A 25,500-nucleotide genomic window follows, 5' to 3' on the forward strand; every position below is an offset into this window, starting at 1 on the left:
TACTCTTACTTTTTATTTCGCCAAGGCGGAAGATCATTTTTATCATCATAGCTTCCAAATAAAAAATAAGACAATACGCCTGACAGGATCGTTCCGCCAGCAGCAATCAGCATCCTCGTTTGCCCATCGATTTCGGAAAAATTCCTTTCAAGAATCCACATCGACATGATTGCCACAGCAATGACGACGGGAATGACGGGAATTAATCGTTTCATTCGCTCGCTTCCTTTCATAGAAAATCTCTATGATCTAGTGTAGCATACAAACGTGAAAAAAAAGAGAAACAGGACTACACCTATTTCTCATCGATTTATTGATTATTTTGCTGTTTGAGCTGTTCGATCTTGTAATTGATGCACAGTTACTTCTCCCCAGCTTAAATCTGGCACACGATATGTTTCAATTAATTCCTCATCCAGTTCAATTCCTAACCCTGTGATTCCACGCTCAGGTACGTGTAAATAACCGTCTTTGTACTCCACTCTATTCTTTACGACATCGCCTACGTATAACTCCGGCCCAGTTGGATCAGACGTGTATTCTAGGTTTACGAGTGATGCACCTAGATGTGACATTGCTGCGGTCCCAATCGATAATTCCTGGGTTGTTCCAAGGATGACACTCTTATTTGCCACTTCTGCTGCTGAAGCCGCTCTTTTGGCTGCTGATAATCCGCCAATAAATACCGGTGAAATATTGAAGATGTCGACTGAATCATGCTTAATCATGTCATATTGTTGCTTTTTACTCCAAACATGTTCACTGATTGGGTATTCGGTTCTCATGCGAATATGATGCAACCCCTCATGATCATTGGCGAAAGCTGGACTTTCGATCATCTCAAGCCCAATATCATATTTTGTTAATCGATTGACAGCTTTTAATGCAGCCTTCCAATCTAATAAATGGCTAAAATCAAATGATTTAATTTTTACTTGATTTCCAAATTCACTTTTCACCGCATCCAAAAATGCTTCATCAGCATCCACGTTTTTCCCAACGTACAGTCTAAATACATCGAACCCTTGGTTCAATCTCTCTCTCACAACCTCAATATTTTCTTCAATCTCATCCATAAATCTCATTCTAAAAATCGGATAACAAACTTTGATTTTTTCTCTTATTCTCCCACCTAGCATATCCGCGACTGAAATCCCCAAAGATTTTGCACATAAATCATAGAGCGCGACATCGACCCCATTACGAATAAAGCTGCCTTTTTCATAATAATACATCGCTTCGGGGAAATTCCCCGCAAGCTCTTTATTTAACTTCATAATATCAAATGGATTTTCACCAACAAGCACTGATTTTAATACATTCGTTAAGTCATTAAGGTCTGGAGCATAGCGCGGTAAATGAGAGAAGTCTGACATCTCGCCTACACCGAAGATCCCTTCATCCGAATAAATCTTTACGATTACATGTTTGTTAATGAAGCCTGTATGACGCGGAATACCAACTGCCGTTAACTCAATATCAGTTATTTTCATTGTCACTCATCCTATCTTTATTTTTTTCAGTTTGCTATGTTAAAAGATTTATTGATTTGCATTCCATATCATTTAAGCGGTAGGTGTGATCGTAATCGTTTTCGTCGATGTGAAAAATTCAATCGCTGCCTGCCCTTGTTCACGGGAATAGGAGCTTGACCCTTTCATTCCGCCAAATGGAGCTTGAAGCTCGACTCCAGCACTTTCTCCATTTACCTTAATCATCCCTGCTTCAATTTCATCAATAAAAGCGAGTGACTTTGCTAGGTCACGGGTAAATAAGGAAGCCGCAAGACCAAACTGTGTATCATTTGCTTGATCAATCGCTTCTTCAAACGTATCAATCTTAATTAAACATAATACGGGACCAAAGATTTCTTCTTGTGCAATCACCATTTCATTTTTCACATTTTCAAAGACTGTTGGCTCAACATAAAATCCATCTTCATATTCATTTTCTTTCAATACATTTCCGCCGATTAATAATGTCGCGCCTTCTTCTTTTCCTTTTTCAATATAACCCGCGACCGTATCTAATTGTGAACTTGATGCAAGCGGTCCCATGTACGTATCAGGATCTAAACCCGAGCCTACTTTAATATTCTTTACTTTGTCTATAATTTTTTGTTTAAACAAATCGTATACAGAGCTCTGAACGAAACAGCGGCTCGTCGCCGTACATTTTTGGCCTGTATGCTTCATTGCAGCGCTAACAGTTAATTCCGCAGCTAAATTTAGATCGGCATCCTCCAATACAATGGTAGGGTTCTTCCCGCCCATTTCCAATTGAAACTTTGCTCCGCGGCCGGCGGCAATTCCCGCTACTTTTTTCCCGACCTGGTTTGATCCTGTAAAAGTAATTCCGTTGACTGCCCGATGGTTTACGATCGCATCGCCAATGATAGAGCCTCGCCCTTGAACAAGATTGAGCACTCCTTTTGGAATTCCCGCCTCGTGAAAAGCTTCCACAATCTTTGCGGCAGTAATCGATGTTTCTGAGGCTGGCTTGAAAACAACCGTATTGCCAAAAACAAGTGCCGGTGCAATCTTCCAAATCGGAATAGCAATTGGGAAATTCCATGGGGAGATCACCCCAACGACCCCGATCGGGACTCGTGTTGTATACAATAAATTACGGCTATCTGCTGACGGAATAATATCGCCCGTCTTTCGATATCCTTCCTGTGCATAATAGCGTAAAATCGCTACTCCCCTTGCAACTTCCCCTTTACATTCAGCAAGTGTTTTCCCCATTTCCTTCGTTGCTGTAATCGCAATATCTTCTATGCGATCTTCCAAAAGATCGGCTGTTTTATGTAGATAATTTCCCCGATCGATAGAAGATTGTTTTCTCCATCCCTTGAGCGCTTGCTTTGCCGCTTTTACAGCGAAATCTACATCCTGTTCCGATGAGCTTGGAAAATGTCCAATCACTTCATTCGTATTTGCTGGATTTATACTGCTCAGCGTTTCCTTGCTTTCAGCCGAAATCCATGCCCCATCAATATAATTTAGATAGTCCATGTAAATCCCTCCTATATAACTTTTAAGCTTGTTGAGACTGAAGCAATCCCCATTTTTCAAGCAGATGCATCACTTGCTCCTTATCATCCGCGTCTAATGGATCAACCGGTTCTCGTGTCACCCCAGCATTTAAGCCAAGTAAGTTCATCGCTTCTTTTATAACGACGACGTTGTTGCCGTTATGATATTTAGCACGTAAATTTTCAAATGGCAATGTTTCTTCCCATACCTTCCAAGTCGTTTTTTCATCACCATTTCGAAGAGCATGAAGCATTTCAAATGACTTTTCTGGGTAAAGATTGACAAGTCCTGACGTAAATCCTTTTGCCCCTGCATGAAAATAAAATGGCGCCCACTTTTCGGCTGTCCCACATATCCACGTAATATGATGTTCTGATGGAATTTCTCTTACAATTTTTGCAAAACGCGGAAGATCATTAATCGAATATTTAACAGCGACAAATTTTTCTAGAGGGGCTATCTCCTTTAACACATCATCGCTTAATTTCTCATCTTTCCAATACACAACAGAAGGAATATCTAAAGAGTTAATGATTTTTTTATAATAAGAAACAGCCCCTGAATCCGTGATATACGGATGAATCGGCTGATGGATCATTACGGCGTCAGCTCCAACTTCTTGAGCGTATGTTCCGAGTTCAATCGCCATTGGTAAAGAGTAACCAATTCCTGCAACTACTAATGCTCGACCATTGACGATTTCTACGACTCTTTTTATTTCTTCCTTCGCCTCTTCGATTGACAGAGAATAGAACTCACTCGTATTTCCACACGGAACAATTACTTTTAACCCCTTATTAATAAGGTATTGAATATTATCTTCCACGCCAGTCCAATCGATTTCTTTCGTGTTCGAATCAAAAGGCGTCAAACTAATTCCATTAATCGTTTCCAGTTTTTTCGAAAATTCCTTGTATTCCATTGCCAATCTCCTCCATGTCATTTATCTCTAGACAAACCCTTCTTTTGATATCTGATATATCATATATCAGTAATTTTTATTATAGGCTTTATATTCTGGTAATTCAATCATTTTTTCGAAAATTTTATACAGATACTTTTTTCAAAATCTGGATTTCGTTATAAGCCATTAAAAATGGAGCTACCCCATGACCGTTGTTTTCGACGATCTTTTCTTGCGTTGTATAATATAAAAAGCTTCCATCACGGATAACGCCTGTTTCCGGCTTTTTACCTAAACCAGCACTTCTACAAATACCGCCGAGTCGAACCTCGCCCTTTTCTACACGTAGATATTTTGTCATTGTCCCATTAAAAGCAGCCTGCCCGTAAGTTCGATATTCTTCGAGAAGATAACCTAAACGAACCGCCTTTAAAATCGCATAAGCGCACATCAGTGTTCCTGTTGTTTCAAGATAATTTTCTGGTCGCTCCGCTTTGTCGACGATTTGATACCACATTCCACTATTATCTTGATAAGGAAGCATCCCTTTAACCGCTTCTTCCAGCAGTTCCTTTAATGGCTGGCTATTTACTTCTTCCCCTTCTAAAATCTCCAACATATCGACTAATGCCATAAGAAACCAACCGACACCGCGTCCCCACACATGCGGTGATCTTCCCGTTTCTTTATCACACCAAAACATCTTTCTGCTTTCATCATAAGCGTGGTAATACAATTGATTGTTTTCATTAAAAGCAAACTTTCTTACGTTTAAAAATTGGTTAATGATATCTGAATAATCTTTTTCATCTTCAAACTCTTTTATGTATTGGGCATAAAAAGGTTGTCCCATATATAATCCATCGAGCCAAACTTGATTTGGATAATTTTCTTTATGCCAAAAATTCCCGCTTGCTGTCCGTGGATATATTTTCAACTGATCGTATAGCTGATCAAGTATCTTTTTATATTTTGGATCTTTTTCTTTTTTGTAAAGTGGATATAAGATGCTTGCCATTCGAATCTGATCAATATTATAAGATTTTAAATTAATCGCAGGTATGTTTTGCTCCTCGTTAAATTGTCGGTCAATAAAGTCTTTTACAAAATCATAATATTTTTGATCAGATGTACTTTCATAGAAATCCAAATATCCCTTTAAAATACACCCTTCAATATAATGCCATCGTGAAGAATACCATTTGTCCGTTTTCATATATTGCTCGACTAATAGATTCATTTGAGTGTCTGTCAATGTAATCCCTCCAAACTCCTTTTGTTATCGCTTTCATTTCTTTCGAATAATGCCACAGGTCTGCTAATTTTCGCTCTAGGTGGACGCTTTCCGCGGGGCGAGCAATGAGTACGCTTCGTGCTAACAAGATGTTGGTCACGAAGCGGTTGCCACACGATGTGGCGAATTTAGGCTTTCTTCCTTAATTGCGCCTTGCAGGGTCTCATCTGCCTCGCACATCCCGTCGGAGTCGCCACCTTCCGTTACAATCAACAAACAGAATACATTTCAGATATCTTCTAAAACTATTTCATTTTCACATTTAATACATCATGGGCGGTTCTTAAAATATGTTGTTTTGTTACAGCTTCTGCCTGGTCGGGATTCTTGGAAATAATTGCTTCATAGATTTGCTTATGTTCGTTAAACCCATCGTATAATTCATTTTTCTCCATTAATGCCCGTTTGCGAAACGCTTGATCAAAGCTAGATATATTTTCTAATATTTGTGAGATCATCGGATTACTTGCTGCCTCTCTAATTAATTGATGAAACTTTGTATTTTCCTCAACTAATTGTTCAGCTTTATTCTCACTTAATAGTTGTTCCATATAATTAATTTGCTCCGATAATTGTTCAGCTTGTTCTTCAGTTAACTTCACTGCAGCAAGTTTTGCACAAAGACCTTCAATTGATGCTCGCAACATTTGCACCTCTTGAATACTCGTTTCCGCTAACTCTGACACGAATGTTCCTTTTCGTGGAATTGTTTCTACTAAGCCTTCATAACCAAGCATTCGAAACGCTTCTTTGATTGGTGTTGTGCTAACCCCCATAATTTCTGCCAGCTCACGTTCTTTTAAATGTTCCCCTGGTTTAAAGCGTCCCGTCACAATCGCTTCCCTCAGCGATTCAAGAACAACATCTCTTAATGATTTAATTTGTTCCGTTTTTATTGAAAATAAGCTTTCACTCATTTCTTTCACCTCACCTAATTCATTTACTGATATATCATATATCAAACATATCATGATTCGCTATCCTCTGTAAATAGCAACTCTACTCTGTTTAGATTATTTTAAAAAAATTCCAAAAAAATAGTTTACTTTATTCATCCATTCGTTTATGATTTAATCACTGATATATCAAATATCAAATATCAAATATTATGATGGAGGTTGAATCGTTGTGAAAAACATAAAGAAGGTTCTTTCTGTTTTTGTGATCTTTTTGACTATTGGAATCTTGGCAGCTTGTAGTAGTAAAAGTTCTCCCGGAAATGAAAGCGCTTCAAAAGATGCGGACAAGCCCTTTAAAATTACCGCAATGGTAAAATTACATACCCAAGAAGCACCAGATCAACGAGTATTAGACATCGTAGCTGAAAAAACAAATATGGAGTTAGACATTCAATTTGTGCCGTATACGCTTTATCCCGAAAAGGTAAATACCGTTTTTGCTACGGAGTCCTTCCCACATTCTGTCATTTTAGATTTAGATATGATTAATCAATATAAAGAAGCAATCCGTGATGGACAGTTTTGGGAAATCGGTCCTTACTTAGATGAATACGAACACTTAAGTAAAATGAACCCGGAAGTCTTAAAAAATACAATGATTGACGGGAAAATTTATATGATTTATCAAGGGAAACCTTCGTCCCGCCAAGGTGTTATTTATCGAAAAGATTGGGCTGATAAGCTCGGAATCTCTACACCTACGAATGTAGATGAATTTTATGAAATGTTAAGAGCTTTTACAGAGGACGATCCTGATGGAAATGGTAAAAAAGACACGATCGGTTTAACAAACCGTGATGATTTAATATTCGGTGCTTTTAAAACGGTCGCCTCCTGGTTTCATACACCAACGAATTTCGGTTTGAAAGATGAAAAGATTTTACCGGAGTTCATGTTCCCTGAATATATGGAGACACTGGACTATTTCAGAAAAATGCACGAAGATGGCTATATTAATCAAGACTTCCCAGTTGCTAGTAAGGTTGATCAACAAGCAATGTTGAAAAATGGGACAGCTGGTGCGTATATTGGCTCGATGGGTGATGTCGAATCACTATACAATGGCTTAAAAGAGGTTGATCCGGAAGCGGAGCTAGATGTTTTCAATCAAGTAGCAGGCCCGGACGGAGAATTCACTGTATGGTCTTTACCAGGATACGGTGATGGAATCGTGTTTCCGAAATCATCAATAAAAACAGAAGAAGAATTAAAAAGAATTCTATCATTCTATGATTATCTTATGTCTCCAGAAGGAACTAATTTAACATTCTGGGGAATTGAAGGTGATCATTATCAAGTGACAGATGGAAAAGCGGAAGTAATTAATAAAGAATTATTTGAGCGTGAAGTGTTCCCTCTTCAGTCGATGAGAATCGGTGATGAAGTAAGGGATGGTAAACTAAAAGGGCTATTCACATACGAACCAAAGGCAAAAGCAGAAGACTTATACATTGATAATGAAAATTATCTGATTCCTGATGCGACAATTGGATTAGATTCACCAACATTTTTACTTAAAGGTACAAGCTTACAACAATTGATCGATGATGCAACAATAAAATATATTATTCGTGATATTGACAAAGATGGATTTGAAGCTGTCATTGAACAATGGAAAAACCAAGGTGGAAATGAAATTATAGAGGAGTTTAGTGCTTCTTATAAAGAAATGAATAAGTAAATGTTAGGGATGGTGCAATGACTGCACCATCCTATCCTTAAGTGGAGGTAGATTTTAGATGAGTATACATACATTTGAGCCAAGTCTTTATTATAATACGATGGGCTCACATGAACCCGTTTTGTATATTAAAGATGGCGATTCCGTAGTAACATCAACAATTGATTCAAGAGGCAAGAATAAAAATTTACGTGTTATTGCCTCTCCCCCTAACCCTGTCACTGGCCCATTTTTTATTGAAGGAGCTGAGCCTGGTGACACACTAGCTGTCTGCTTTGATCATATGAAGCCAAACAGGAATAGTGGATGGACCGGTAATATCGTAGCGCCACACTTAGTGAACGCTGAAGAAGTAGTAAATTTACCTCAACGTGAGCTAATTGATTGGGATTTTGATCTAAAGAAGGATACTGCCCAACCTTCTAAGCCCATTTCGGGTCTATCTAATATTCAGTTAAAGATAGAACCATTTTTAGGATGTTTCGGAGTTGCTCCTGCTAGAGGAGAAATGATCTCAACTGCTAGCTCAGCTGAACATGGCGGAAACATGGATTACCGCGGCTTCCAAGCTGGAGTAACTGCCTATTTTCCTGTTTTTGAACCTGGTGCATTATTCTACTTAGGTGACTCACATGCTAGACAGGGAGATGGCGAAATCATTGGAACTGGAATAGAAACGTCTTTTGAGGTGCAATTCACCGTACATCTGATCAAAGAAAAAAGAATCGGCTGGCCTCGTGGTGAAGACGAAAACCATATTTTCACAATTGGAAATGCGAGACCATTGGAGTTAGCCCTCCAACATGCAACAACGGAAATGTTGCAATGGTTAAGAGAGGATTACGGTCTTGATCATGTAGCAGCGAGTGTATTGCTAGGACATTGTGTCCAATACGACATAGGCAATGTGTATAATCCAGCATATACATTAGTATGTAAACTTCCTAAGGATATGTTAGGTAAGATAGAAACTAGCTAACGAGTAGGGATGGTGCGATTGATGCATCATCCCTTATGTATTTGCCAAGCTTAATTGATGTGCTTGCGCCCCATTTTCAATTTCCCTTTAACGCATTTTTAAACTCTTTCATACCGAAATATAGCATGACTAACCCAGCAGGAAGAAAGATCCAAATAAATATTATAGGAGTTATCCAATCCATTCTTAATAAGAATAACGATAAAATGGCTATTAAGATCAATATATTTAATCGCTGTGACATTTCTTAATCAAATCCTTCCTAGGAACTACTTTATGCTAATAATTACTTATCCTCCAGCAACTTTTCCACGATCGACAATAATTTTACTTCAAGCTGACTGTAACGCTCTTTCATAAGAGCTAGCTCGATTTCTAAATTTTTTAGTCTTTCATCATTTTTCTTGTGTGCAATTTCTTTCTCTTTCTGCCTTTGGGGGGCAATCTCGATCACAGCTCCCCATTCCAAACGAGCAAGTAAACGTTCATTCATCGCCGACATTTCGCTTGGATGGCGGTCGCTTGTAAATACAATTTGCTTGGACTTCTCAAATAGGACATTAAATAAATGCAAAAGCTCTTCTTGCGTCTGTTCCCTTCCTAATAAGATTTCTATATCATCTAAAAGTAAAAGATCTGCTTGTGTATATTTCAATCTAAAATCATCCATTGTATTATTTTTAATACTTTCAATGAATTCATGTATGTATTGCTCTGCATTTATTATGATCACTTTCAATGTTGGACTTTGTTCAAGAATAGAATTACCGATGGCATGTAGCAAATGGGTTTTACCTGAAGTTGTAGGTCCATAAATATACAAAGGATTATCAGCTTGTCCTTGGGCTTCGGAAATTGATTTAGCTGCAGTGTATGCCAAGCGATTATCGTAATGAGAAATATAATTTGAAAAAGTATATTCTGGATTTAAATTATTCATTCGTGGGGAATAGGTTTTATTTAATAATGCAAGTAATTTTTCTCTCTCATTCACTGTTAATGACTCAATTAATTGCATAATATTTTTAACTTTATAACGGTGATCCTCTGCCTGTTTTTCTACAATAATTTTCACATGAGGTGATTCACTAGTCACCTGATAGATGGCATTTTTTATTTCACTAAAGTAGCTTGATTCAATCCAATCCCTTGCAAATTCATTCGGAGCAATAATCAACCATTCGTTTTCTTTCACCTTCAATTTCGTTTGTTTGAACCAAGTTTCAAAACTCGGTTTACTTATACGATTTTTTAAAAGATCCAATATAGTAGACCATTGTTTATTCTCCTGTTCCATTTCGAAGACTCCTTTCCGATAAATACCAATCCTACCTTAATCTCAATAATACGTCTTCCTGCAAAAAATTTAGCAACTGAAACAGATTATTCAGTTGCTATTTTGTCCATTCTGAAAACCCCGTATAAACAATTATTTAAAAAGGTTACTCTATTTCCCTATAAATGTTGATTTCCGTACTTTCTCGAAACTTTCGTAGTTCAGGTACAATGTTCAAAACATGCTCGGTTTTATTATGTTCATTTAAAGCCTCTTCACTCTCCCATTCCTCAAGCATTGTTAGAGTAGACGGGTCATTAATATCTTGATGAAGGGCGTACATGATACATCCTTTTTCTTTTCTCGTTTCTGAAATAACTTCTCTAGCTAATGCTAAATATTCTTCAATAGTTACATCCGGTTTTAGTTTCATTTTACATACAACTTTAATCATTTTATTGGCTCCTTCTTTTTTCATTGAGCTGTGGCCCTATTCGGAAAATACTATTATTAAATTAATGACTAGCTCGTCAAATATAGATATTTTCCATAATTCTTTTTCCAAGTCTGTACGAGCAATTCTTAGTAAAACCACTTACCATCTTGTCTTTTGGCTCTCTAGCAAATATTCTTTCACACCTGTATGTTCGAATTTGGTGAATTCTCCAACTCCATCCTTCGAAAGCATTCAATGAACAATGTTAGGGCTTCCTTTACAACTGCGATCTTCTTGAATCGACCGCAGGCAATGGAAAAATTCGAATCAAATACATACCCCTTCAAAATAATTCATAATTCAGGAAAAACTTCCTACTGTTTTGCCTAAGGAGTGGCTTGCATGAAAAATACTCGCATATGTACAGATACGATCTATTTAGGAGCGACAACTCATTCACTCCAATTTCAAAAGATTCGCTTATCGGTATTATATCATTTTCTATCAATCCAACGTCCTTGTGGATAAATTTTCCACTAAAGTAAAAGAAGGATTATTCTTCTATTCACCTAAAAGGGCTGTTCGTAAACTAATTTTCGAACAGCCTCAACATATTAAGCCTCTTTTACAGCATTTTTTTGTATCGTAATCCAAGGGCGATCTTCTTCCCACCGAACCTTGATCGGCATTTGAAATGCCTCTGTTAGTAGATTATCTGTTAATACTTCTCTTTTCGGTCCTTTGGCTACAATTTTTCCACCGTGTAAAAGAAGAACATGTGTGATCTCTTCGGTAATTTCTTCAATATGGTGCGTTACATAAAGGATATGGCAATTCGTTTGAGCGATTTCTTTCATTAAATTTAATAATTCCTCACGCGAGAAAATATCTAAACCTGAACAAGGCTCGTCTAAAATAAGGATTTTAGGGTCACTCATTAACGCTCTCGCAATAAGCACTCTCCTTCTTTCCCCTTGTGACAACAAATTGTATGCCTTCCCTTGCAAATAATCCAAGCGTAACTTTTTAATGATCGTTTTCGCTTTCTCCCAATCAGCCTCTGACACTTGTTCATACAGACCAAAGCTTGCAAATTTTCCACTTACAACGATTTCCTCGATTGATTCATGCTCGAGTATGTGCGAAAAACGTTCTAAGGAACTACTAACATAGCCGATTTCCTTACGTAATTCAGGCAAATTTGTTTTTCCGTATTCATTTCCCAACACAAAGACATCCCCTGTTGTTGAAAAATGATAACCTGTAACAATATTTAATATCGATGTTTTACCAGAACCATTTAATCCAAGAATCGTCCAATGTTCATTTGGATTTATCTCCCAATTAATTCCACTTAAAATTTCCCGGCCACTTCGTTTCCATGATACGTCTTTAAAAGATACAACCTTTTCCAACTTCATTCACCTACTTCATCTTATGTATGGGATGTTAATGGAAATAATACTTCATCATAAAAAGGATGCTTAGACCTGACAAATAAAGTATCGTCTTCCCAATTGGCAATCGATTTTTTTGCTGTATATTTTTTCAATTCAGGAATAAAATGAAACTCTACTCTTCGATCTTGAGGAGAGAGCATTTTTTCAATTATATCATCTAAATGGATATCATTTTGGCTAATCACATCATAAATATCTAATATTCCATCGTTCCGATCAGCTAATACAATCATATCATCTTCCACAAGATAATAGCGGTCTAGAAAATCACAATATCGATCAAGCAGTGACACAGAAAGTGGCCATTGATCATTGACGATGCCTAATGTTTTCGATATCGGCTTACGATTTTCCATTAACCTTATCATGATTGTTTGATCTTGACGATCCTCGGGATCTAACTTGCGAATCATCGCTTCTTGCCCGAAAATATGACTCGCATCCATTGTATAATGCTGTTCCAAAACCTTTTTAAATCCAAAGCGCGGATAAAAACTCAACACGGAATCGTTTGCAAATAAGTAGATAAAATCAACTTTCTCTTCGTATTCGTCAATAATTTGATTCATTAGGCGTTTCGCCAACCCTTGCTTTCGAAACTTTTTATCCGTCATAACCGTTCCAATCTGAATCGCTTTTTTCAGCTCATGATTGATGATGACGTCGATAAAGCTTATCGATGCATTTGCGATTATTTTTCCTTCATATAAATAAGAAAACGGAATATAGCGATTTTTGAAAAAACCAGCTTGATACCACGGCTCCATATTTAATTTAAATATATCCTGAGATAATTGGTTAAAGCTTTTTCGTAATTCTTCATTATGGAGATAATCGCTAATGATTTTTAAATTCCTCATCTCTTCACCATAAATAACGCAGCAAATTTATTGTACGATTTGCCTTAGCTTCTCGTTGCGTTCTTCCTTAATTGTATTAGTAGCCAAATCATATTTTTTCAGTAAATGAAAGATTTCGTTTAAAACGGCTTGGTTTACTTTAGCATCTAAATATTGGCTAATTGCCTCATACAGCCCAGTTGGTAGAAAGGCTCTTTGATCTTCCAACTTCTTCAAGACATCAGCTAATGAATGATCTAGTTTACACGAACTCATCGTATTTTTTCTCCTTTCCTACTCATTATATAAAATACAAAGCATGCTTGAGAAAGTAAAGTGTCACTTATTTCTCGGCATGCTTTTCACTATTGTTAGAAATGGATGTAACCATGCTCATCCTCTTAATCATTTGCTATGTTCTAGATTTGCATTTACATCCATATTTATCGATTATGGATCTTCCGATGAAAGAGTGTGAACTTTCCTTCCACAGCCACAATCACTACTATTATTAAATCATATATTTGCATTGTATCATAATAGTTTATTTTTCCCATACGAAAATTGAAAGAGTGACGTAACCTATTTTCAACTGTTGCTTTGTAACACAAAAAATATTAGTCTTGCTCATGAGGAGTGCGACATGCAACCACACAAAGGGATGCAACCCCAAAAACTATTTCAATCCACGCACTCATGTAGAGTGCGACCGAGTTTGACGGGGAGTTTTGGATTTTTATTGATATTTCAATCCACGCACTCATGTAGAGTGCGACAATGGCTCCGATTGCGTCCTCTTGAAACGCCTTTACATTTCAATCCACGCACTCATGTAGAGTGCGACACATTTGGAAGCGTCTGTTCATGATTTGAAAGAAATTTCAATCCACGCACTCATGTAGAGTGCGACGCCATGGGACATTATGAGTAAACCCCCTCTGTCGATATTTCAATCCACGCACTCATGTAGAGTGCGACTACAACTCTAAACTTATGATGTTTTTCCTTGTGCATTTCAATCCACGCACTCATGTAGAGTGCGACGGTTGAACGTGTTTGATGTTGTATGGGTCTGGGTATTTCAATCCACGCACTCATGTAGAGTGCGACTGAGCCTTATTTATTTATGGATGCTCGAATACTCATTTCAATCCACGCACTCATGTAGAGTGCGACAAATGGAATCGACCGATGCACTTGTTGATTCATTTATTTCAATCCACGCACTCATGTAGAGTGCGACCCATCTTTTAATGTATACAATTGAGGCATTGAGAAATTTCAATCCACGCACTCATGTAGAGTGCGACGCCAATGTTTTCATAAGACCACCTAGCGATTAAAATTTCAATCCACGCACTCATGTAGAGTGCGACCATCTTTTGCCCAACTCGGGATCAAGCCCCAACATTTCAATCCACGCACTCATGTAGAGTGCGACATCCCAAGCTTTTTCCGCTACTTTGTAGTTACCGTATTTCAATCCACGCACTCATGTAGAGTGCGACTTAATCATGTTAGAAAACATGGTAAGCCATTTTCGATTTCAATCCACGCACTCATGTAGAGTGCGACCTGTGCGACCCAATAAATAATCAGTAGACACATCGAAATTTCAATCCACGCACTCATGTAGAGTGCGACAGTAAGACAGGCATTATTTACGAACCATTTTTTCCGATTTCAATCCACGCACTCATGTAGAGTGCGACCGAAGTGCCAGATGTGTTGAAAGCCCTAGAAACTATTTCAATCTACGCACTCATGTAGAGTGCGACCTGATGCAGGGTTTCCGGTATTGATCGTCCAAATATTTCAATCCACGCACTCATGTAGAGTGCGACTAAAAAGGGCTTCAAAAGCAAGTACAGCAAGGAAATTTCAATCCACGCACTCATGTAGAGTGCGACGATGTTTTGCGAAGAGCAAAGGCTATAAAAGGGGATTTCAATCCACGCACTCATGTAGAGTGCGACGATAAGGATCAAAATTATAACATATTAGGGAAAAGTATTTCAATCCACGCACTCATGTAGAGTGCGACCTAAAATGCTGCTATCTTCCATTGCTATTTCCTTATTTCAATCCACGCACTCATGTAGAGTGCGACTCAATGCAATTTAAAACAGAAGATCAAGCCAGAAAATTTCAATCCACGCACTCATGTAGAGTGCGACGTTATTAAAAATTATTGATAGCTGTCAAAGAGGATTATTTCAATCCACGCACTCATGTAGAGTGCGACCTAATCCATCTAATTTATTATTAGTAGTTTTGATAATTTCAATCCACGCACTCATGTAGAGTGCGACGAATTACCACCTGACCCAGTAACCAATCCAGAAATTTCAATCCACGCACTCATGTAGAGTGCGACTGCCTCATCCTTTCCCCTTACGCGTACCTGAAATATTTCAATCCACGCACTCATGTAGAGTGCGACGGAGCTGTTGATCAAGATCAATGAAGGATAACATGATTTCAATCCACGCACTCATGTAGAGTGCGACTGGTTAGCAAAAATTAACGGGACTCACCCAAAATGATTTCAATCCACGCACTCATGTAGAGTGCGACGAAGGAATTGGGATGGATCGAAGCACTCTATATAATTTCAATCCACGCACTCATGTAGAGTGCGACACAGATGCCGGAATGTTTTCGCCTGTTGCATATTTAATTTCAATCCACGCACTCATGTAGAGTGCGACGCGCCCGCCTTCTTTCTGATTGGTGCGACGGAAAATTTCAATCCACGCACTCATGTAGAGTGCGACAAAACAGCTCTGAAATCTCAAAAGGATGACATACAAAAATTTCAATCCACGCACTCATGTAGAGTGCGACGTTCTTGAATAGCCTTTGTGTTAAGACTGTTATGCATTTCAATCCACGCACTCATGTAGAGTGCGACAAAACCACCTATTCAGGTTGCGCGCGAAGCCATAGATTTCAATCCACGCACTCATGTAGAGTGCGACATTTACTCGAACTGTTACAAACAATAAAGTCATTAATTTCAATCCACGCACTCATGTAGAGTGCGACTTGTTTGCTTCTAAGTCTTACTAGGTCTCCGAAATTTCAATCCACGCACTCATGTAGAGTGCGACTCCACGGTAGGAGCGCCAATCTGTCGAATAGCCTTATTTCAATCCACGCACTCATGTAGAGTGCGACGTACTTCGTTTTTCGTTTCTCCTTACGTTTGATACATTTCAATCCACGCACTCATGTAGAGTGCGACGCTATAAGATGATCAATGCTCGTGCTGAAACTCTTACCATTTCAATCCACGCACTCATGTAGAGTGCGACGGAGCTGTTGACCAAAATCAATGAGGGATAACATGATTTCAATCCACGCACTCATGTAGAGTGCGACAGAGGATAGGGATTTCTTAAAGAAGCTTTGCGATATTTCAATCCACGCACTCATGTAGAGTGCGACGACAAGATGGATAAGCAGGAGGGGTAGCATGAAGATTTCAATCCACGCACTCATGTAGAGTGCGACATCATTTTAACCATTTATCAAAATACACGACTTTTATTTCAATCCACGCACTCATGTAGAGTGCGACTCAAACAAAACAAATATGATACCTTAATTACTACATTTCAATCCACGCACTCATGTAGAGTGCGACAGCCGCACCGCCAATATTGTTTTCAATTGCTTTTAGATTTCAATCCACGCACTCATGTAGAGTGCGACACCTACTAACAATCGTCTTGAAAGGACTAAAACAATTTCAATCCACGCACTCATGTAGAGTGCGACAATTTTTCGTCCAGGTAAACTCGAATATTTATTTATTTCAATCCACGCACTCATGTAGAGTGCGACTTACGTTCACCTTCTTCTTTGATTGAATCCACATATTTCAATCCACGCACTCATGTAGAGTGCGACGGACAGGTATTGCGTGGGGTAGTAATACCCACGCAATTTCAATCCACGCACTCATGTAGAGTGCGACCAATCAATTCTTAAAGGGATGTTTCAAATTGAGGAATTTCAATCCACGCACTCATGTAGAGTGCGACCGATTAATGAGAATGGTCAGCTTTATTGGACTTTTATTTCAATCCACGCACTCATGTAGAGTGCGACATCGTAAATCGTTTATCCAGGATTCACAGTTGAGATTTCAATCCACGCACTCATGTAGAGTGCGACGTTTAAGCTATCTCTGTTAAATAACAACCATAAATTTCAATCCACGCACTCATGTAGAGTGCGACGGCAACAAGTGGTCGTTGCTGATCAATTCGAGATTATTTCAATCCACGCACTCATGTAGAGTGCGACTGCGAAATTGTATTAAATAAGGACTATTTCACTAATTTTTTAGTAATAATGATCCATTTAATACATTTTTACCTTCATTCACATTCTGATATTATCCAAAAACAGGCTATTTTACAACTTTTCGTGGTGCGGATCTCCTAGGGATTTTATGTGAGCTTCGGGTCCGCACTAAAAAATTAATGGTTCTTCTACATCTATTGTTTGTTTTGCTCCTAAATGTTTGACTTTAAATTTATAGTTATTTCCTAGTTTATAAAATCTTAAACTATCAACTTTTGGATCAATTAATTGTTCTAATTCAATTTCTAACTTTTTAAGTTGAGTGGCATCAAGAACACATTCGAAAACAGAGTTTTGTACACGTATACCAAAATCTTCGCATTTCTTCGCCACTTTCCTCAACCTTCTCTTACCGCCAATTGATGTTGTGCTTACATCGTACGTAATCAAGACTAAAATGATTGATCACCTACTTCCATAAAAATGGTGGGTATGCTTCAAGATCACCTCTTAGAAAACGGGCTAGTAATAAAGCTTGCGCATGTGGAACAAGTCCCCATGGAATCTTCTCCTTTAAATACGGATGTGTAATCTTTTCTTCTTTTTTCTTTTGCCACAGTTGTAATATTTCTCTTCTTGCTTCATCAGTCATGAGAACTGCTCCACTTTCTTTTTTATAAAAATCTGACGATTGCACTTGTTTTTTATTAATCATAGATATGACAAATCTGTCTGCATACACACTTCTTAACTCTTCCATCATATCGAGAGCAAGCGACATTCGGCCTGGCCGATCTCGATGCAGAAAACCAACATATGCATCTAATCCAACAGTTTCCAAGGCCGCTCCAACATCCGATGCAAGTAATGTATAAACAAACGACAGGAGTGCATTGACATTGTCAAGTGGCGGTCTACGATTTCTCCCTTTAAAGAAGAAATCCCCTTTTTGCTGTAAAATCATTTCATCCATTAAGGAAAAGTAGGCACTGGCTGCGTTTCCTTCAATTCCACGCAATACTTCTAAGTCATCAACTGCCACTAATTGTTGGATGGACTCTGTTAAATAAGCGGACATCTTTTTAAATTTGTCAACATCAATTCGTAAAGCATGTTCCCGTGTCATTCTTTCTAAAATCCATTTGGAATTATAAAGTTTACCAATCAAGAAGTTTCTTGCAATTTTTGCACTTTCTTTTTCATCATCTGATATTCGATATTGCGTTTTCCGTAACACAACATTCCCTTTAGACGGACCAATTATTCGTGCACGGAGTTTACCACTGCTTGTTAAAAACGTAATTGCGATATCTCTTTCTACACAGGCCGCCATCAATGCTGGGCTAGCTCCTTGACGTCCAAATGTGCAAATGGCCTCCAAATTATGAAGCGGCACTCGTCCAATTGCTTCGTCCTCTTTTATAATTGCAATATTTTCACCTTTCAATGCAAGATATGCGTCTGGTATTGTGATGTATAGTGTATTCAATAACTTTCTCATTCAGCCAGCATCCTTTTCATATAACTTGCAACCGATTCTTTCGTTAACAATTCTGGTAAACAAATATGACGCAATGAACAGTTCTTACAATGTTTACCCGTTTTTACACGGGGCGTGTACCGCCTTTCATAATATTGATGCATGCGCTCAGCGGTTCTTCTAACTTGTTTTTTTAATTCTTCTGTAATCTCGACCTCAACTCGACGTCTCATTTCATGATAAAACAAGTCCCCCCGTGAAATTGAACAACATAACATCTCTTCTAAACAGATTGCTTGCGCGACAAGTTGTAATATATCTGATTGATCATTTTTTGGTTTACCTCTTTTATATTCAACCGGAATAGGAGAATAGGTTCCCACTTCATTTTGTAATGTGATCCCATTTTCATCTTTGTGAAATTCAACGACATCACATATTCCCGTTAAGCCCAATGTTGAAGAATGAACAGGTAAGCCACGTACATATAATACATCCTTACGTTTTTCTCTTATAAAGGGATCATCTGCTTTATCATGCAGATGACTCCCTTCAACCGTTAGAACATTTTCTTCCCATTCTTGTTCAATATGAATTAATGCCCATTGCCTTTCACAAAAATGGAAATGCTGAATACCAGAGAGCATAAGAAACTCTGAAGCATCATAGCCCTTCATATTCTTTCACAGCTAGGCCCTCGAGCCTATCTACTGTAATGTTATAGTCTTCTATCGACTTTGGCAGAATCGTATCGTCCTTTAATTGAATTTTAACGGAACGATGTACTTTTGCTGAAGAATACTGTCCAAGCTTGGAGTTATGCTCCCACCAAAAGACTTTATTGACTTCCATGCTTCCATCTGGTCGAGCTGATGATGAATCATTCGCAAACATAGTAATCAACGCTTGTTTAAGTTTTTCAGCATCGCCTTCTGAAAACCCTGTTCTTTCCGCCAATTGTGGGTTGATGCTTCCATAAAATACATATACGCCAAAATCAACTCGATGCTTCATGCCCATTGTATCAGATGTTTTTTGACTTGGGTCCTTGGCATTCGTTGTAGAGTTTACACTTTTCGTAATTTGCATGCTTGTTATATCAACAGGATGGATACTTGTTGCAGTATGAATTGAGACAGGTCCGCGAACCCCTACTGAAACATCTGTCCCTTTGAATGCAAATACTTGTCCAAATGCACGGACATCGTACCATTCTTTGCTCGCGAACGTCTCCACTAATTCTTCTTTATTTGGCTCTTTATTTTTCTTAGTAAAGTATGGCGCAACTTCTTCATTCCCCTCCACTCTTGCCAAAATGCTTCGGTATCCATCGCTTCGGCGTTCATCAGATTGAACCAATATCGACTCGCCTTCGTCTTGTAATCTATTACGAAGTTTTCGTTTAATCGCCACATCCGATACTTCCCCATGCCCATCATAGTCTTGCCGCGGACGATTCCCATTCAATGGGTCACCGTTTGGATTTGCCTTATCAACCGTAAATACAACAGCAAAATCAACTTTATTTTGAATTGTCGTCATTTGAATTCTCCTCTTTCCGTTCGTTTTTTGCATATAAGGCGTTTACTTGGCTACTATATCCAAGTAAAAATTTTGGTCCCAGTGCATCATTATTCATATCTTTTTCCATAATGCTGTCTTCAATGTCCCGAATTAGTTTGTTATAGTAACTCATTTTTTGCCCTTGCCGTACTTGATAAGGATGAAGCTGTTTACGAATCGTCATCCAAGTACGTGCCGGGTGTTGGGAAAATGCATTGAAATATCGCATTGCATTTGTCGCTCGGTCATCTTGTCGGCGTTTTAATTCATTACGTTCTAAGACTTCTGCTACGCCGAGCAAGCGTCCAAACAAATAATCTCGATTTTGATTTTCTAGATCCAATGCCATGCCTATTTCCTCCTTTTCGAATTGTTTTCTAATCAGTGCACAAGCAATATTCAATGTACGTTGCCATTCACCTAATTGATTTGATAAATCCTTTTTAAAACTCATTGGATTTTTCACGCGATTATAGATCGTTCTTATAATATCTTTTGGGATAGCTGCCCGATCGACAATACATGGAAGCAAGCGTGTATATAGCTCTTTCTTTATTTTTTCATCTGCACGTTCACCATATACCGCTTCAACAATATGATAGGTGGAAGGTGTTCCTATATATCTGCTCATCTTCTTACTAGCATCATCATAATAGTTTTGTTGCCATTTACATGTATCATGCCAATGAGATAATTGATCAAAAAATAGCTCACTATCCAACTCTTGGTAATAAACAATCGATAATCGACCCGTGGTTGCTGCATCGACCGCCATCACAATAATATGTTTGGCACCTTCTGAGTTAAAATAATGCTTCAACCCTTTAAAAGCCAGTTGGACTTGTTCCGCAATCACCTGATTTGTATAATCTTTTTCAACCTCAGCTACTTCGGCACCGATAATAAAATTCATCGGATCTTCCTGATATATATCCATCGTACCTTTGAACGGCTGAACGACTGCTGGTTCTTTTACTCCAAATGTAATAAAATGCCGTGAATCAGATCTAAAATCTTGGCGTTGAATAAGCCAGCGCAATGCATTATGGGCCTTTTGCGAAACATCGTAGCCAATTTGTACCGCTTGATTCGGTGTATTAAAACGACCGCGGTATGTAAATCCCGTATCATCGTTGGAAGAAATCAACTTTGACATATCTCCCGCATTCCGCAAACGTGAACCATGGCGCTCTGTTAAGGGAACTGCTTGTCCAGTAATGTAACAAATACCCCTCTCGGATTTTTCTTCCATTTTACTTGCAAGATAATCTTGAAATGTTTGATAAAGGCTCTTATCCTCCCAAACAACTGGATCGCCCGGATACTGACTTAAAATTGTAAATCGGACAAGCGCTTCACTACTTTGCCCAGTAACAACTTTATAAATATCCGGTTTATCACGACCATATTTTTTATCATCTTGGGTTGTCCATTTTTCTATGAGTTTGTTATTTTCATCAACGAATAGTACTTCCGCATTTACAAGATCTTCAATTAATCTACCCTTTTTTACATAATTATAAATAAGCTCAACCTTCGGATGGGTAACTTCCCCAGTTGCCCAATCTTTCATCTGTTCGATATAATTTGGATAGTTTTTGGCACGTTTTTCTTCCCCGCCATACTTTAAATAATCTCCGGCAGCATAAAATAATTTATCATGAAGATAGTGTGCAGCGACTTTAGCACCGGAACGATTCGCCGAATCCAATGTGGCCGGTACAATTGTCCGAGCCCTGTCTTTTGGAACAACCGTTGCTTTAAAGAAATGACCCTCATGATCTAAAACGACTTCGATTTGCGCGCTTTGTGTGACATGCGATATCGGTAATAAGGTAAAGCGTTGACCTTCTCCCCGTTGCTTAAACACTCCAACTTGAAGACTATTATTCTCGTACACGTCATACAACCGCTTCATCCAACTCATTTTTCCACCTCCTCCGCAAACATTTCAACAAATTCTTCGTCCACCGATTTAACGTTTTCACCAACAGTAAATACTTTCGCTTCTTGTTTTTTTATCGGTCGTACGATTGGACATTCTTCAGGACGTACAAATTGAATGACGCCATTTTTCATCGTAGGAGTCCAAACCCTTGCTTCTAAGTCGTCCTTCCCTGTCTCATCTGGGTAATTAAATCCATGAAACATGTGACCAAAATTAATTTCACCATAATCATCATAAAAACCTTTTCCACTTCCGAATTCACAAGCTTCCACATATCCTTGACACTCACGACTGCCAAGATAAATATCCCGGCGTCCCCCGCGTTTTACTGAACGTTTCGCAATGTTATGATGTTTATGCTCATCACGGTCGAACGCGAGATCTTCACGATGCTCATTAAATTCAAAATGGGCGCGCACTTGATACATTGGTTTTCGCAAATAAGTATAATAAGCAAGTTCATTGGAAGAATCTTGATATTTTATCGGGCGTAGCCCTTTTACCTCCGTTTGAATGGCATTTATCACCCTTACTTCATCGATGTACCATACGAGGGTAGGCTTCCAATAAATGGATTCAACAATACCCTTCAATGCCTGGTAAGTTGGGATTTGATATGTAAACTTTTCTCCACCAATTTTAGTAATGGGATCTGTAAACAGCCCATATTTACCATAAACAATAAATTCAATTTGATTACGCATTGCTTTTCACCTCCTTTAATATAATAGTTGGCTTAATTGACCTTCTCCTGTTGTTTCTAATCCATATTCTTTATGATAGCCGCCATCTTTCAGGGCGTAGATCGAATCATTGTACAGGGATACTAATAACCCTTCGTTTGCAAGCTCTTGCAATGTATGACGATATACGTTAACACTGTATTGCTGTGCCTTTTTCAAATATTCGTTGAGCTTTTTATAATCATGAATATCTTCATTTAAGTTACTTATTAACTCTTCTCCTTCACCATAAGGGACTAAAATAGCTGTTGTTGGAGCCTCAATTACTTCAAAATGCGATTCTAATGTTTTAAACATAGATCGCATCATTGTCCTTGGATTTTGATTCGGAATGGCATCAAGATATTTTTGACTTTGATCAAGTAATTCAATTAATTCAACATTAAGTTTAGAATCGGTCATATTAATTTCATTGGCTGCCTTTGTTAAATAGAAGTCGAAATAGGTCTGAATCGCTTTCGGACCTAATAAATCATTAGCTAATTTTCCTCGAGTAAGAACATCTTCTTCTGTCACTTTTTGACCGAGGGCGATTTCCGGCAATTTGGATAGCTCTTCGTCCTTAGCACGAATAATATACACAGTTCCTTTTGTCCGCTCACCATGACGATTACAACGTCCGGCCGCTTGAGCAATCGAATCTAGTCCAGCTAGCGAACGAATCACACATTCAAAATCGATGTCTACGCCAGCCTCTATCAGCTGAGTACTTATACAAACTACCTTTTCATTAGGGGATTTAAGCTTATCTTTCACCCTTTTTAAAATGTCTTTTCGATGCTGAGGACACATCGAAGTGCTTAAATGATAAACGCAATATCCTTGTAAATCTTTTAATTGTTGATACACATTTAAGACCGCTTTTTTCGTATTTAATATAATAAGCAGGGATTGTTTTTCATTTAATTCTTCCACTGCAAATTCACTTATTTTTTCGGATGTCCAGCCTTCTTTTTCAATTTTATTAACGATTGATACACGTTCGAACGCCTTTACAACTTCTCGTAAATTCTTTACCATTTCTGTCCCTTCATCCATTAGAAGCGGATAATTTGTTTTGGTGAGAGATGGCTGTGTTGCTGTGCATAGGACGATACTGCTTCCTCCAAAATGATGTAAGAAGTTTACTGCGTTATTAAATAATGAAATATGTTTAACTGGTACCGATTGCACTTCGTCAAAAATAATAATCGCATTCGTAAGATTATGTAATCTTCGTGCTTTGCGAGTTCCTTTCGCATAAAATGTATCTAAAAATTGAACCATTGTTGTAAAGATAATTGGATAATCCCAATTATCTCGCGCTAATTGCATCTTTTTTTGTCGAGCTTCTCGATAATAATCGGGTTCATTTTCATTTTCTGCATTATCAATTACATTCGCATGATGCTCTAACACCTTTTCATCGTTCTGGATGATTTTGCGAACCGCATCTGCGTTTTGCTCCAATATTGTTGTATATGGAACGACATAAATGATTCGGTCCTTTCCTTTTAATTTTGCATGTTTGAGCGCATATCGCAGGCTTGCAAGTGTTTTTCCACCACCTGTGGGAATTGATAATTGGTAAATTGCAGACGGCTGTTCCGCCAAGTAATCGCACTGTTCTGACATTTCCGCACGTAATTGATTGATTGGATTTGTTGCAGAGGGATTAGCTGCCCATTCATTTAATTGATTGATCAAATGTTCATAACTTTTCTCGAAAAATGTTTGGTATGATTGATGCCACGCTGATGTATCGTTTTCTTCAAAGCGGCGGGTGTCCGTTCTGTCCGCATCAATCAAACAACTGAATACATATTTCATCACTAAACTATAAAAAACTAAAGGCGATACTCTCTCTTTATTTTGATATTTATGTAAAAGTTGTTGCAAACGTAACATGAATGATTTCACTTCATCTTGAGCAGCTCGATAAAGCTTCTCTACTTTTTCCTTGTTGCCTTCCATACTTACAAACTCTCTGTATACTTCCTCATAATAGGGAAGATCTTGCCTACACACCCTTCTAAAGAAATCCGATTGACTTCCGTCTGTTTGAATAAAATTTTGCAAGCCTGAGTGATGGGATAAAATTACCATCCCTACAATTTCTACTACTAAGTTACTTACCGCTTCAGTTTGATCCTTTGGTTTGTCCACATAATAAGCTTCGTATAAATATTTTGCACCAGCAGTTGAATGATCAATCCTCTCAAGTGGCTCCCCAGTTTCTTTTACAGCATTTTCAATATATACACTAAAAGCTTTCGTATTTTTACCCATGTCATGTAAAAAACCCGACAGCTCAGCCATCGATTGAAAACCTGCTTTTTTTCCAAATTCTTTTGCCATGATTGAAACAGTTTGCAAATGTTCTTGAACGGTTTGTATTTTAAAATCGGACTCTCTTATATGTGCAATCATATATAATCCTCCTAACTTTTAGATGAGTATGCTGATATCCATCTGCCTTCTTTCTTCTATTATTAAAGTCCTTTTGATTTTTCTGCTTAGTACCAAACTAAATACACCCTAAAAGTTATATCCGTAGTTTAAAAAAACTAAATAAGCCCAGACATTTAATCTTCAAAAGCCACTGAA

Annotated in this window: 21 protein-coding genes and 1 CRISPR repeat array; of the genes, 3 read left to right on the top strand and 18 right to left on the bottom strand. The window is 38.1% G+C overall.

The features are described 5' to 3' along the window. Positions 1-5 precede the first annotated feature (5 nt). From KHA95_RS14985 to KHA95_RS15010, 6 genes are all read right to left on the bottom strand, one after another. On the bottom strand, positions 6-215 hold the full coding sequence (locus KHA95_RS14985) for a histidine kinase (RefSeq protein ID WP_213138328.1): 210 nt from the start codon (positions 213-215) through the stop codon (positions 6-8). A 102-nt stretch (positions 216-317) separates the two neighbouring features. After that, positions 318-1,493: a mandelate racemase/muconate lactonizing enzyme family protein gene (locus tag KHA95_RS14990; protein ID WP_213138329.1), complete on the bottom strand. Its 1,176-nt coding sequence runs from the start codon at positions 1,491-1,493 to the stop codon at positions 318-320. 72 nt (positions 1,494-1,565) lie between these two features. Beyond that, positions 1,566-3,017 carry an alpha-ketoglutaric semialdehyde dehydrogenase GucD gene (gucD, locus tag KHA95_RS14995; RefSeq protein WP_213138330.1) on the bottom strand — a complete coding sequence of 484 codons (1,452 nt, stop codon included), beginning with the start codon at positions 3,015-3,017 and terminating at the stop codon, positions 1,566-1,568. Between the two features lie 22 nt (positions 3,018-3,039). Then, on the bottom strand, positions 3,040-3,960 hold the full coding sequence (locus KHA95_RS15000; protein ID WP_213138331.1) for a dihydrodipicolinate synthase family protein: 921 nt from the start codon (positions 3,958-3,960) through the stop codon (positions 3,040-3,042). 124 nt (positions 3,961-4,084) lie between these two features. Beyond that, positions 4,085-5,197 (bottom strand): glycoside hydrolase family 88/105 protein, encoded by a 1,113-nt coding sequence (locus KHA95_RS15005; protein WP_249316946.1) that lies wholly within the window; start codon positions 5,195-5,197, stop codon positions 4,085-4,087. Between the two features lie 284 nt (positions 5,198-5,481). Then, a complete protein-coding gene (locus tag KHA95_RS15010) occupies positions 5,482-6,207 on the bottom strand; it encodes a GntR family transcriptional regulator (protein WP_213138332.1) in 726 nt (241 codons plus the stop codon). A gap of 157 nt (positions 6,208-6,364) precedes the next feature. On the opposite strand from KHA95_RS15010, the gene KHA95_RS15015 reads away from it, so the two are divergent. Together KHA95_RS15015 and KHA95_RS15020 are read left to right on the top strand one after the other, a co-directional pair. After that, on the top strand, positions 6,365-7,876 hold the full coding sequence (locus KHA95_RS15015) for an extracellular solute-binding protein (RefSeq protein ID WP_213138333.1): 1,512 nt from the start codon (positions 6,365-6,367) through the stop codon (positions 7,874-7,876). 58 nt (positions 7,877-7,934) lie between these two features. Then, positions 7,935-8,855, top strand: a complete 921-nt coding sequence (locus tag KHA95_RS15020; protein ID WP_213138334.1) for an acetamidase/formamidase family protein — start codon at positions 7,935-7,937, stop codon at positions 8,853-8,855. Between the two features lie 286 nt (positions 8,856-9,141). Here KHA95_RS15020 and KHA95_RS15025 read toward each other — a convergent pair whose 3' ends face one another. Both KHA95_RS15025 and KHA95_RS15030 read right to left on the bottom strand, forming a co-directional pair. After that, complete coding sequence (locus KHA95_RS15025; RefSeq protein ID WP_213138335.1) at positions 9,142-10,152, bottom strand: DnaA ATPase domain-containing protein; 1,011 nt, start codon at positions 10,150-10,152, stop codon at positions 9,142-9,144. Between the two features lie 145 nt (positions 10,153-10,297). Continuing rightward, entirely contained in the window at positions 10,298-10,585 is a 288-nt protein-coding gene (locus tag KHA95_RS15030) for a putative quinol monooxygenase (RefSeq protein WP_213138336.1), read from the bottom strand. A gap of 384 nt (positions 10,586-10,969) precedes the next feature. On the opposite strand from KHA95_RS15030, the gene KHA95_RS23185 reads away from it, so the two are divergent. Next, positions 10,970-11,095, top strand: coding sequence for a hypothetical protein (locus KHA95_RS23185; protein ID WP_283248175.1), 126 nt, complete (start codon positions 10,970-10,972; stop codon positions 11,093-11,095). Between the two features lie 86 nt (positions 11,096-11,181). Here the strand turns inward: KHA95_RS23185 and KHA95_RS15035 are convergent, their stop codons facing one another. From KHA95_RS15035 to cas3, 10 genes are all read right to left on the bottom strand, one after another. Then, the gene (locus tag KHA95_RS15035) at positions 11,182-11,982 is read right to left on the bottom strand and encodes an ABC transporter ATP-binding protein (protein ID WP_213138337.1); all 801 of its coding nucleotides are present in this window, start codon (positions 11,980-11,982) and stop codon (positions 11,182-11,184) included. A gap of 20 nt (positions 11,983-12,002) precedes the next feature. Further along, positions 12,003-12,887, bottom strand: a complete 885-nt coding sequence (locus KHA95_RS15040; RefSeq protein WP_213138338.1) for a GNAT family N-acetyltransferase — start codon at positions 12,885-12,887, stop codon at positions 12,003-12,005. A 27-nt stretch (positions 12,888-12,914) separates the two neighbouring features. Next, positions 12,915-13,142, bottom strand: a complete 228-nt coding sequence (locus KHA95_RS15045; RefSeq protein ID WP_213138339.1) for a group-specific protein — start codon at positions 13,140-13,142, stop codon at positions 12,915-12,917. Between the two features lie 402 nt (positions 13,143-13,544). Further along, a CRISPR array of direct repeats spans positions 13,545-17,180; the repeat unit is 32 nt; unit sequence ATTTCAATCCACGCACTCATGTAGAGTGCGAC. 168 nt (positions 17,181-17,348) lie between these two features. After that, positions 17,349-17,639: a CRISPR-associated endonuclease Cas2 gene (gene cas2, locus KHA95_RS15050; protein WP_213138571.1), complete on the bottom strand. Its 291-nt coding sequence runs from the start codon at positions 17,637-17,639 to the stop codon at positions 17,349-17,351. 10 nt (positions 17,640-17,649) lie between these two features. After that, positions 17,650-18,681, bottom strand: coding sequence for a type I-C CRISPR-associated endonuclease Cas1c (gene cas1c / locus KHA95_RS15055; RefSeq protein ID WP_213138340.1), 1,032 nt, complete (start codon positions 18,679-18,681; stop codon positions 17,650-17,652). After that, positions 18,678-19,337: a CRISPR-associated protein Cas4 gene (cas4, locus tag KHA95_RS15060; RefSeq protein ID WP_213138341.1), complete on the bottom strand. Its 660-nt coding sequence runs from the start codon at positions 19,335-19,337 to the stop codon at positions 18,678-18,680. Before cas4 ends, cas1c begins: the two co-directional genes overlap by 4 nt. Beyond that, positions 19,324-20,202 (bottom strand): type I-C CRISPR-associated protein Cas7/Csd2, encoded by an 879-nt coding sequence (gene cas7c, locus KHA95_RS15065; protein ID WP_213138342.1) that lies wholly within the window; start codon positions 20,200-20,202, stop codon positions 19,324-19,326. Before cas7c ends, cas4 begins: the two co-directional genes overlap by 14 nt. Beyond that, positions 20,183-22,150: a type I-C CRISPR-associated protein Cas8c/Csd1 gene (gene cas8c / locus KHA95_RS15070; protein ID WP_213138343.1), complete on the bottom strand. Its 1,968-nt coding sequence runs from the start codon at positions 22,148-22,150 to the stop codon at positions 20,183-20,185. Before cas8c ends, cas7c begins: the two co-directional genes overlap by 20 nt. Then, positions 22,147-22,875 carry a type I-C CRISPR-associated protein Cas5c gene (gene cas5c / locus KHA95_RS15075; protein ID WP_213138344.1) on the bottom strand — a complete coding sequence of 243 codons (729 nt, stop codon included), beginning with the start codon at positions 22,873-22,875 and terminating at the stop codon, positions 22,147-22,149. The genes cas8c and cas5c overlap by 4 nt, the downstream gene beginning before the upstream one ends. Before the next feature lie 15 nt (positions 22,876-22,890). Then, positions 22,891-25,323 carry a CRISPR-associated helicase Cas3' gene (cas3, locus tag KHA95_RS15080; protein ID WP_213138345.1) on the bottom strand — a complete coding sequence of 811 codons (2,433 nt, stop codon included), beginning with the start codon at positions 25,321-25,323 and terminating at the stop codon, positions 22,891-22,893. Positions 25,324-25,500 lie beyond the last annotated feature (177 nt).

This window comes from Bacillus sp. FJAT-50079 (assembly GCF_018343515.1).
GTDB lineage: Bacteria > Bacillota > Bacilli > Bacillales > Bacillaceae_C > Lederbergia.